The sequence below is a fragment of the Microvirga sp. HS2 genome (genome assembly GCF_055792805.1).
In genome coordinates this window covers 1-10,166 of record NZ_JBVVAJ010000067.1, presented here as the reverse complement: position 1 = coordinate 10,166, position 10,166 = coordinate 1, and the positions used below count along the sequence as shown (strand labels likewise).

Annotated in this window: 8 protein-coding genes and 5 pseudogenes; 9 read left to right on the top strand and 4 right to left on the bottom strand. The window is 60.6% G+C overall.

Features of this window, described 5'->3' with window-relative positions; all coding sequences use genetic code 11:
• Positions 1-241, top strand: a pseudogene (locus ACS5Q0_RS26900) (cytochrome c oxidase subunit I); the annotation flags it as partial.
• Positions 242-542: 301 nt separating this feature from the next.
• Here the strand turns inward: ACS5Q0_RS26900 and ACS5Q0_RS26895 are convergent.
• Both ACS5Q0_RS26895 and ACS5Q0_RS26890 read right to left on the bottom strand, forming a co-directional pair.
• Positions 543-965, bottom strand: a complete 423-nt coding sequence (locus tag ACS5Q0_RS26895; RefSeq protein ID WP_473129698.1) for a superoxide dismutase family protein — start codon at positions 963-965, stop codon at positions 543-545.
• 437 nt (positions 966-1,402) lie between these two features.
• Entirely contained in the window at positions 1,403-1,843 is a 441-nt protein-coding gene (locus ACS5Q0_RS26890; protein WP_473129697.1) for a protein tyrosine phosphatase family protein, read from the bottom strand.
• Here ACS5Q0_RS26890 and ACS5Q0_RS26885 point away from each other — a divergent pair.
• From ACS5Q0_RS26885 to ACS5Q0_RS26875, 3 genes and pseudogenes are all read left to right on the top strand, one after another.
• Positions 1,802-2,515 (top strand): annotated as a pseudogene (locus tag ACS5Q0_RS26885) (SDR family NAD(P)-dependent oxidoreductase). The gene ACS5Q0_RS26890 and the pseudogene ACS5Q0_RS26885 sit on opposite strands and share 42 nt — an antisense overlap.
• A gap of 22 nt (positions 2,516-2,537) precedes the next feature.
• Positions 2,538-2,771 (top strand): hypothetical protein, encoded by a 234-nt coding sequence (locus tag ACS5Q0_RS26880; protein ID WP_473129696.1) that lies wholly within the window; start codon positions 2,538-2,540, stop codon positions 2,769-2,771.
• Between the two features lie 52 nt (positions 2,772-2,823).
• Positions 2,824-3,114, top strand: a complete 291-nt coding sequence (locus ACS5Q0_RS26875; RefSeq protein ID WP_473129700.1) for a lipocalin-like domain-containing protein — start codon at positions 2,824-2,826, stop codon at positions 3,112-3,114.
• Between the two features lie 142 nt (positions 3,115-3,256).
• Here the strand turns inward: ACS5Q0_RS26875 and ACS5Q0_RS26870 are convergent.
• Both ACS5Q0_RS26870 and ACS5Q0_RS26865 read right to left on the bottom strand, forming a co-directional pair.
• Positions 3,257-3,830, bottom strand: a pseudogene (locus ACS5Q0_RS26870) (NADPH-dependent FMN reductase).
• 119 nt (positions 3,831-3,949) lie between these two features.
• Positions 3,950-4,509, bottom strand: a pseudogene (locus tag ACS5Q0_RS26865) (glutathione S-transferase C-terminal domain-containing protein); the annotation flags it as partial.
• A gap of 51 nt (positions 4,510-4,560) precedes the next feature.
• Here ACS5Q0_RS26865 and ACS5Q0_RS26860 point away from each other — a divergent pair.
• The 5 genes and pseudogenes from ACS5Q0_RS26860 (at position 4,561) to ACS5Q0_RS26840 (ending at position 9,865) form a co-directional block, all read left to right on the top strand.
• Positions 4,561-5,261 (top strand): annotated as a pseudogene (locus ACS5Q0_RS26860) (IS6 family transposase).
• Between the two features lie 282 nt (positions 5,262-5,543).
• A complete protein-coding gene (locus ACS5Q0_RS26855) occupies positions 5,544-6,575 on the top strand; it encodes a Bug family tripartite tricarboxylate transporter substrate binding protein (protein ID WP_473129695.1) in 1,032 nt (343 codons plus the stop codon).
• 135 nt (positions 6,576-6,710) lie between these two features.
• Positions 6,711-8,183, top strand: a complete 1,473-nt coding sequence (locus ACS5Q0_RS26850; RefSeq protein WP_473129694.1) for an aldehyde dehydrogenase — start codon at positions 6,711-6,713, stop codon at positions 8,181-8,183.
• Complete coding sequence (locus ACS5Q0_RS26845; protein ID WP_473129693.1) at positions 8,164-9,105, top strand: NAD(P)-dependent oxidoreductase; 942 nt, start codon at positions 8,164-8,166, stop codon at positions 9,103-9,105. The genes ACS5Q0_RS26850 and ACS5Q0_RS26845 overlap by 20 nt, the downstream gene beginning before the upstream one ends.
• Before the next feature lie 37 nt (positions 9,106-9,142).
• A complete protein-coding gene (locus ACS5Q0_RS26840; protein WP_473129699.1) occupies positions 9,143-9,865 on the top strand; it encodes an IclR family transcriptional regulator in 723 nt (240 codons plus the stop codon).
• Positions 9,866-10,166 lie beyond the last annotated feature (301 nt).

Below are 10,166 nucleotides of genomic sequence, written 5' to 3'. Positions count from 1 at the left end.
CTATGCGGATTACCCCGATGCGTTTGCGGGCTGGAACCTGGTGTCCTCGATGGGCGCCTACATCTTCTTCGTCGGATTGTTCGTGTTCATCGGCGGCGTGATCGATGCCTTCCGGCGCAAGGAGCACGCGGGCGATAATCCGTGGGGCGAAGGTGCGACGACGCTGGAATGGACCCTGTCGTCTCCGCCTCCATACCACCAGTTCGAGACCCTGCCCCGCATCGTCGATGCCGGCCATTAGAGCAGGAAATGGTCATATGGAAGCAGCCAACAGGACTTGGATTGTTTTCGAACCTTACGGATCACTGATACATTGACCCATCGTCACTATGCCGGGCGCATGTCACGCCGTCAGGTCCGGGAAACGGGAGGAGACGCTGTGGTTGCCCTATTCAGCTCAGGTCCACTGAGGCCGCTCCATCCCCTCCACGCTAGCCTGCTCGTCTTTCCGTTCCCTCTGTTCCTATGCGCTCTGGCCAGCGATTTCGCCTATTGGTCGAGCTTCCACGTGGGAGCCATAAAGATTAGTGGGGCAGCGATGTCTATCGATATGATGTAATGTTGATGATCGGAGTTGCCGCGACCTTCTGAAAGGCCCCTCGCACTGGACATCCACAGAACCTCATGCTCTCCTCATCGGCATAGATGTTGGGCGGGTCGCCCGCGTCTGGGCCCTCGGGATTGAGAAGACCATGTTGCCGACCGTTGGGGTTCACATGCCCTTTCGACCGCTCGAACTTTCCTGAGTCGGAACAGTCCCTGACCTGATGGAAGTGGATGCCGTGCCATTCCGGAGCCAGGCCGCCGGCATTGATGCTCACCCGACCCAGCAATCCGTGTGCGCCGCCGCGGATGGTGATTGTGCCGATGGTGTTGCCCTTTGCCCCCAGCACCGGTCCTTCGAAGGTCTGGGGAGCTTGAGCTTGCCCCAGAGCGGGGGTGGCGAGCCCGCCCACGGTCAGCATCGCGATCAGGGTTTTCTCATGGTCATTCCTTCAGCTTGGGATCAGGCTCAACACTGCCAGGCTCGCTTGGCTCCAACGATGACGCCGTCCTGCCCGCCCGGCATCCTTTAGGTTCCATCTGTCGGTCCCGTAAGGGAGGCCGCAACCATCAGGCGTCAGGCTCGGGACCTTTCCGGGGCCAAATGCGGGAGGCCTCCTCCCGCGCTTGGTTCTAGACCGCCCAAGCCCAACTGGCACACTCCCGACGGGCCGAGACATCGACGGGACCGGAACCCGTCCCGAAACGGGCCGGCGGATCGCTGGTCGGGAACGACTCCAGGCTGGCCTTGTCCACGGGATCAAGGTCGTCGGGCTTCGACTCGGTGCTCTGCATAGCGCTCCTCCCATGGTGCCCTGCGCATTTGGTGCGCCGCGGGTTTGCCCACCGAGGCTGCTCATCAGGTTTCGGGCGAGTGCAGTCCGGAGGCGGCCTCCAGCTGCGGCCGCAAGGCCTCCAGGTTGTAGCCGGCCTCCGACGCCGTTTGCAGGATCTCATTCGGTGACAGGCGGTCACTGGCGGCCAGCGCCCACAGGGTCGCCGAGCGCGTGCCGCTGCGGCAGAAGGCCAAGGCCGGCTTCTCGGCCTTCGACAGAGCCGCCCTGAACGCTTCAACCTGATCGTCCGACACCTGGCCTGAAACCACCGGGATGTGCCAGTACGAGAGACCCAGGCGCTCCGCAGCCGCCGCAAGCTCCTGGCCGCGGGGTTGGTCCGGCGCCTCGCCGTCGGGGCGGTTGTTGATGACAGACCGGAAGCCCGCCGCAGCAGCATCTGTAAGATCCTGTTCCGTCAGTTGATGGGCGACCGAGATGTTGGGCGTCAGCTTGCTTATCTTCACGCGACAGCTCCCTTCAAGAGATTGGGCACTGCTGCTCCACTTGGTGCGGGTTGGAGCAGTTGGCCAGTCCCATCTGCTCGGCGTCATCCTCGAGGAGGTCCTGGTTCCGCAGAGCCGCCCACAACCGAGATCGGCCCTCCTGCGTTGGAGCAGGAGGAGGAGATGGCCATGGCGCAGCGGGTTCTGATCACTGCCGGGGCATGCGGCATCGGCCGCGAGATGGCACGGGCCTTTGCCGCCAATAGTGCCAAGGTGTTTGTCTGCGACATCGACGCCGCCGGCCTGGACAAGCTGGCCAACGAGATCTTCGGCTTGGCCACCGGGGCCTGCGACGTCTCCAAACGCGAGTAGATCGAGCGCATGGTGGCGGACGCGGCGCAGGCGCTGGGCGGCATTGACGTGCTGATCAACAACGCCGACATTGCCGGCCCGACCGCGCCGGTTGCCGAACTCGACCCCGACACACGGGAGAAGGTGCTTCAGGTCAACCTGACCGGCACCTTCCATGTCACCCGGCTGGCCATTCCCCATCTCATCCGCACCGGAGGCGGCTCCATCATCAACATGTCCTCAGCTGCCGGGCGCTTCGGCTATCCGAACCGCAGTCCCTACGCGACGAGCAAGTGGGGCCTGATCGGCTTCACCAAGATCCTGTCCAACGGAACTGGGTGAACACGGAATCCGGGTCAACGCCATGCTGCTTGGTGCAGTCGACGGCCTGCGGATCCAGAAGGTGTTTGAGGGCCGGGCGCAGGTGAGCGGGCGCACCGTCGAGCAGGTGAGGCAGGAGGCGATGGCGAACCAGCCGATCAAGGCGTTGGTTGATCGTCGCGACACCGCGGCCTTGGCCGTGTTTATCGCCTCGGATGCGGGCAAGTCGATCCTGGGTCAGATCCTGCCCATCGACAATGACATGCAGCGGCCCTGAGGTGACAACGATGAAACAAGGTCTCCGTGAGCGCTTGATCGGCGCGTAGACGCTGGAGTCCTACGTCGAGATGCCGGTGGATGGATCGGATCCCGTGCATCCGCTCAGCGAGGGTGCAACGGGCATCATCATGTACATGCCGGACGGCCCCATGTCGGCGCAGTTGATGCGGGCAGGCCGAACACCCTTCGGAAGAGGGGACTGGATCGACGGCACGCCGGAGAAGTATCAGGAGGCAGTGTCCTCCTACATTGCCTATTCGGGACCGTTCCACGTCGACGAGGAGGCGCAGATGCTCACCCACTCAATGGTCGTCTCATTCTTCCCGAACTGGACGGGGTAGACGCAGCCGCGCGGTGTTGAACTTGATGGCGACGCGCTGTGCCTGAGCACCGCCGCCCCGATCCAGTCGGCGGGGCGGACAGTCATGTCCTACCTTCAATGGCGGCGCGCCCGACCAGAGTGACCGACCATGCCGGGATACCTCAGGCGTCTCGTGGCAGGGCGGTGTAGACCCGTACGATGAACTGATGGAACGCAGCCATGTAGCTCCTCAGGAACTCGCGCGTGGACTCGTTGGTCACCGCGCCCTCGTCGGTGATCAGCCCGGGCGTGAACTAGATGTAGGCCTCTGGCGCGTTCATCTGCGGCGAGTTGCAGAACCCGAGCACGCTGCGCAGATGCTGTTGCCCCACGGCGGTGTCGATGGCGCCCGGCGAGGTGCCGATCACCGCCGACGGCTTGGCGCGTGAGCGCGTTCTGGTCATAGGGCCAGCTGGCTCAATCGATGGCGTTCTTCAGAGCGCCTGGGATCGAGCGGTTGTACTCGGGCGTCACGAACAGCACTGCATCCACCGATGCGATGGCGTCCTTGAACGCTTTCGCCACCGGCGGGTAATCTGCATCGTAGTCGTAGCTGTAGAGCGGCAGGTCCTTGATCGGGATTTCGGTGAAGGTGAGGTGATCCGGGGCCAAACGGATCAGCGCCTGGGCGAGCCTGCGGTTGATCGATTCCTTGGCAAGGCTGCCGATCAGATAGCCGACTTTGAACGTGGTCATGGCATGCTCCTTGGTTTGGCAGAGCCTGCTCGGCTACGCCTTGGTTGAGCCCTCATGACAACTCCTTTTGCGGTGAGGTGGTTGTCAGCCCTTTGCGGGGCAGGCCCGCTTGGCTGGCGTCAGACCCTCTTCTTCTCCGGATCGGCAAGAAGGTGGTCAAAGCCCAGCGCCGGACCCAGAGGTACGATCCGGGTCGGGTTCAGGCTCCTGATCGAGTAGTAGCCGCGCTTGATATTGACGGTGCCCGCTACGCCAGGGATGGCGAGCATCCGCTCCAGATGTGCACCGATGTTCGGGTAGTCGGCAATCCGGCGCAGGTTGCACTTGAACAGGCCATGATAAGCCGCATCGAACCGGACCAGCGTAACGAACAGGCGAATGTCGGTTTCGATAAGGCGGTCGCCGAACAGGAACGGCTTGCCGTCGAGCCGCTCCTCCAACTCGTCGAACATGCCGAACACCTCTCCGAACGCTTCCTCGTAGGCCTCATGCGTGGTGGCGAAGCCGGCGCGAGAAACGCCGTTGTTGAGCCGCGATAGATTCTGCCGCTCAGCGCATTAATCCCTGCCCGCAGATCCTTCGGGTAGAGGTCAATCGTGTCGTCGGCCAGATCGCCGAAGCCTGAGTTGAGCATGCGCACGATATCGGCGGCCTCGTTGTTGACGATGGTCTGCCGCCGGTGTTGTCACATTAGCCCGAATGTGTGAGCGAGGCGTGTAGATGGGCCGGCATGATCAAGCCCGTCGGCTACAAACGCTACCGCTTTCCGCCCGAGATCATCGCCCACACGGTATGGCTCTATTTCCGGTTCCCATTGAGCCTGCGGCTGGTTGAGGAGATGCTGCTCGAGTGCGGGATCCTCGTTTCCTATGAGACTGTCCGGCGCTGGGCGCTGAAGTTCGGGCCGGATTACGCCCGCTGCCTGAAACGCAAGAGGCCGAGCCGGCGCGACATTCGGCATGTTGACGAGGTCGTGATTACCATTGCCGGCCAATAGCACTGGCTTTGGCAGAGCCGTCGATCAGGATGGCTATGTCCTCCACGAAATCGTCCAGACGCGGCGCGATACCAAAGCGGCCAGACACTTGCTGAAGCGTCTGTTGAAGAAACAGGTCTGCCCGCCCTGGCGAATGATCACGGACAAGCTGGGCTTCTATGCTGCCGCCCGGCGCCAGATCATGCCGGCAGTTGAGCATCGCTCGCATAAGGGTCTGAATAACCGGACGGAGAACTCGCATCTCCCACTGCGAAACCGTGAGCGGGCCATGCAGGGGGTTCCGATCACCGGAAGGCCTACAGAGATTTGTCAGTGTGTTCTCTGCCATCGGCAATCTCTTCGTTCCGCCCCGTTCCCGCCACTCTGCCCTTGCCGCCCACCTTCACCGCCTCAATGTCATGGCGGCGTGGAAGTCTGCAGCCGGCCTTGCGTGAGCCCGTCAGCTAACCGCATTTGCCTCAGTGCGCCCGCTGTCAGTTAATGTGACAACACCTCTTGTAGCTAACGGGCTTGCTCATGCCGGCCCGTCTACACCGCTCGCACTCATGCCCGGGTTAATGTGACAGCATCGGCGTGAGGCGAGTTTGACTCGTCTCTGTGTAGACAAAGCCCCCACCAACTGTTAAGCACCTCAATAAACAGAACAAGCGTTCTGCACAGCAGAACATAAGCTGTCAAACATACCTATGACGAAATACACAGACTGGAGGATGCCCGTGTTGAGCCTTACCAATTTCGCTGAAACCTGCTTAGTTGCCGCCCGGCGAACAGCTGCGTTCGCAAATTGCAGCATCGGCTTGGCAACATGCCTATTAGCCATACACTTGACAGCGGTAGGCCCAGCTTCCGCACAAGATTACCCGTCACGCGTCATCAATCTCGTCGTTCCGTTCCCTGCCGGGAGCGCGACGGATTCAGAAGCACGCTTCCTGGGAGAGCGGGTTTCGAAGATCCTCGGCCAGCAAGTGGTCATCGAAAACAAGGCCGGCGCGGATGGAAGCGTTGCCGCCACCGGAGTGGCCCGTGCCGCGCCTGATGGCTACACATTGCTCCTTGCAACAAACTCGACCCATTCGGCGAATGTGCATCTGCATAGTAAACTGCCTTATGACCCGGTCAGCGACTTCGTTCCCGTTGCACGGCTCACCCGCAATCCTCTGGTGCTCGTTGTCAATTCCGATTTTCCCGCGCAGAGCCTTCAGGAGTTCATCCAGCACGCGAAACGGAACCCGGGCAAGCTCTCCTATGGAAGTGGCAACACCGGTAGTCTCGCTGCTGCGCAATTGATCAAAACTATGACAGGGATTGACGCTCTCAATGTACCCTATAGGGGGACACCAGCGGCAATCACAGACCTCTTGGCGGGCCGCATCGATTTCATCGTAACAGATGTCGCCGTCACGAGAGAATTCGTCGAGGCGAAGAAGTTGAGAGCCCTTGGTGTCACGACGGCAGCCCGTGTTCCTACCCTGCCTACGGTCCCAACCATCGCGGAGGCCGGGATTTCCGATTACCAGTTCGCCGCATGGAGCGGACTCTTCGCACCTGCAGGAACGCCTCCTGCCATCGTCGAGAAGCTCAACCATGCGTTCCTCGAAGCGTTGAAAGGACCCGAGGCCGACGCATTCTTCAACCTCGTCGCCTTGGAGCCGGACCCAAGCACACCAGACGAACTCGGCGGGTACGTCCAAACCCAAATCGAATTGTGGGGCCGCATCATTGCCGAGACCGGTCTGAAAAAGTCCTAAAGCCAGAAGCCGGAATGAATGGAAGCATGGCGGGCAGGCGGCACTTTACCTGCCTGACCCGCCATGCTCTCCTGAACAATTTGGACGCAGGCATACCGGTGGCGGCTGTGTTGGCCGAAGGCCGAGTAAGAGCAAATGAAAGAAAACGGCATGAATACAATCCCGTTTCTAATCGGAGACACGTGGGTTCAGGGAGGAGCAGACGCCATCACGTCGACAAATCCCGCAACCGGTGAGATGAACTACGAAGTCAGTTCCGCAGGGCCTAGTGATGTAGATGGCGCCGTGGAGGCTGCACACAAGGCCATGCGCGACAAGGCATGGTTGAACTTACTTCCGCATCAGCGGGCAAGAATCCTGGCCCGCATCGCCGACATCATGGACGAGAAACGGAATTACTTGGCCGAGGTGCAAATGCGCGAGAACGGCAAAGTGCTCGCGGAATGCATTGCCCAGGCCAACAGTGCAATTGCCACTTTCCGCTATTATTCGGCCGTATGCGAGACCGTTGGGGCTGACTTGACGCCCCCTCGCGGCTCCTACGTGTCCATGACATTGCATGAACCTGTCGGCGTCGTGGCTGCGATCACGCCGTGGAACTCGCCGCTCACCATGGAGGCGCAGAAGATCGCACCCGCCATTGCCGCCGGCAACGCCGTTATCGTAAAGCCGTCTGAGGTGACTCCGACCGTAGCAATCGAGGTTGCAAAGATCGCTCTTGAGGCGGGATTACCGCCCGGGATTCTCAACGTCGTCTGCGGTCGAGGGGACATTGGTGCTGCTCTGGTAAAGCATCCGGGTGTCCGCATGGTCTCCTTCACGGGCGGAACGGAAACTGGACGGGCGATTGGCCGGGTTGCAGCCGAGAGGATGATCCCCGCCGCCCTCGAACTCGGTGGCAAGTCTCCTAACATCGTCTTTGCCGATGCCGACCTCGACAAAGCCGCGAAGGGCGTGATCGAAGGAATTTTTGAGGGGAGCGGTCAGTCCTGTGTGGCCGGTTCCCGGTTGTTCGTCCAGCGCAGCATTCGCGAGGCGTTCCTCGAGCGCTTGGTGAAGAAGGCAGCGGATCTGCGTGTCGGCCTGCCCACCGCGCCCGAGTCCCAAATGGGTCCTCTGGCCTCGTTCCCGCATCGGGAAAACGTCGAGCGTTTTGTGGAGGACGCCAGGAAGGACGGGGGTATGATCCTTGTCGGGGGTGAGCGGCCTACGAGCGCGGCTCTTGAGAAAGGCGCCTACTATCTGCCGACTATCATAGATGGTCTAAGCAATAAGTCTCGTGTGTGCCAGCAGGAGATTTTTGGCCCAGTTCTGTGTGTTCTCACCTTTAATGATGAAGCAGACCTGATTTCGCAGGCGAACGACAGCGCCTATGGATTGGCCTGCGGGATCTGGACTGCGGATTACAGCCGCGCATGGAGAGTTGCACGGGCCATCGAGGCCGGAACTGTGTGGATCAACACGTACAAGCAACTGAGCATTTCAACCCCGTTCGGTGGTTTCAAGGACAGCGGAATAGGGCGGGAGAAGGGTCTCCAGGGAATGCGTCTCTATCAGATTGCGAAGAGCCTCTACTGGGGATTGGACGATGGTCTCTCAGCGAACTGAGCAAAGCAGCAACGACACCAAAAACGAGCTGATAATGAAAGCATTCACTAGAATCGGGTTCGTCGGTCTGGGAGTGATGGGCGAACCGATGTGCCGCAATCTCGTACAAAAGAGCGGCCTGCCGGTTCTGGCCTACGACCGGGCACACGCGCCGCTCGAGCGTCTGGGACAGCATGGTGTTGACGCTGCATCCGGCGTAGAGGCGGTGGCGAAGGCTTGTGACGCGATCTTCCTGGCACTGCCGAGCGGGCATCACGTCGAGACGATCTGCAATGGGCCAGATGGATTGCTAGCTCATGCACGGGCGGGGCAGATCGTCGTTGATCTCGGTACCTCCCCGGCGAAGCTCGCCCGCGAGCTGGCTCAGGCCTTTGGCGAGAGGGGGGCAATCTTCGCAGATGCGCCTATCGCCCGGACCCGGCAAGCCGCAGAGGAGGGAACGCTGAGCATCATGGTGGGGGCCGATGAGGCGACCTACGAGGCGCTGCACCCGCTTCTCTCGTGCATTGGTTCCGACATCACCCATTGTGGGGCCGTCGGGGCAGGTCAGGTTGTCAAGATCTTGAACAACATGGTCCTGATCGAGACCGTCGTCGCGCTCTCAGAAGCAATCACCGTGGCGCGACGCACCGGAGTGGATGGAACCGTCCTTTTCGAAACCCTGGCCAAGGGCTCCGCCGACAGCTTCGCGCTGCGCAATCATGGCATGAAGGCGGTCCTCCCTGGTGTCTTTCCGGAGCAGGCCTTCTCAACAGAGTATGCTCTCAAAGATCTCGGCTATGCCTTCGACCTAGCACGCGAGGCAGGGATTAAAATGAGTGCCGCCGAGGTGGCGCAGGAGCTCTTGAATGAAACTGTGCGGAAAGGCTATGGAAAACAGTACTGGCCGGTGGTCAGCAAGCTGATCGATATACCTGTCTAGTGTCCGGACGGTTGGTGCGCGAAGGAGCTGTAGCTTGATGGATTCCAATGATCTCAGTGAGTCGGCGGGCGTTGCCGCGGTAGATCGGGCATTGTCGCTCGTTGCTGCTCTCGAGGTCCATACCGAGCCTCAAACGCTTGCAGATCTCTCGCGCCAGACTGGGCTTTACAAGAGCACGATCTTGCGCCTGCTGACGTCACTGCATCATGCAGGCTATGTCCTTCGCTTACGCGACGGGCGATACAGCCTTGGGCCGACAGCATTCCGTCTTGGGCTTGCTTACGAACGAGCCAACCCGCTTCGTGACCACGTCCTACCGATCCTGGAGGATTTGGTTCGTCAGGGTACTGAGAGTGCATCGTTTCACGTTCGTCAGGACGCCGACACGCGATTGTGCCTTTTCCGCATAGACTCGCGTCATCCAACGCTCGACAGGGTTCAAGCTGGTAGCGTCTTACCGTTGCGACGAGGGGCGGCAGGACGTGTCCTGCTTGCCTTTGATGGAGAGCCAGGTCCAGCATTTGATGAAGCTCGGCAGGCTATCGTTGTTGTCTCTATCGGCGAGCGCGATCCGAGTTGCGCCGGAATGGCCTGTCCCGTGTTTGGGCCACAGAGCCAAGTGAAAGGTGCTCTTTCCCTCTCTGGCCCTAAGGAACGCTTCACCAAAACCACAATCGCGAGCATGGGCAAGCTACTCATTGCAGCCGCTAAGACCGTTACCCGTTCCCTCGGGGGGACATACCCGACTAGAGTGGCTTGACCATTGCTTATTCGCTCCGCTGGAGTTGAATTTGGTAGCCCCTCCTCAAACCCAGAGCGGAACTCTCAAGACTACGAACAGAGGACCATGAGAAGCTGGCCTCACCTTTGAAATTTAAGGAAATTCCAAGTGCACGGAAGCTTCGACAAACACTCCCCGGCCGCTGGCGCATCCCACATTCGCGCCCCGCAGGGCATGGCGGGCGGCATCCTGCTGATCGCTCTTGCGGCCTTGGCGCTCTTTCTCACCCGGGACCTCGATCAGGGCACCCTCAACGCCATGGGGCCCGCGATGCTGCCGC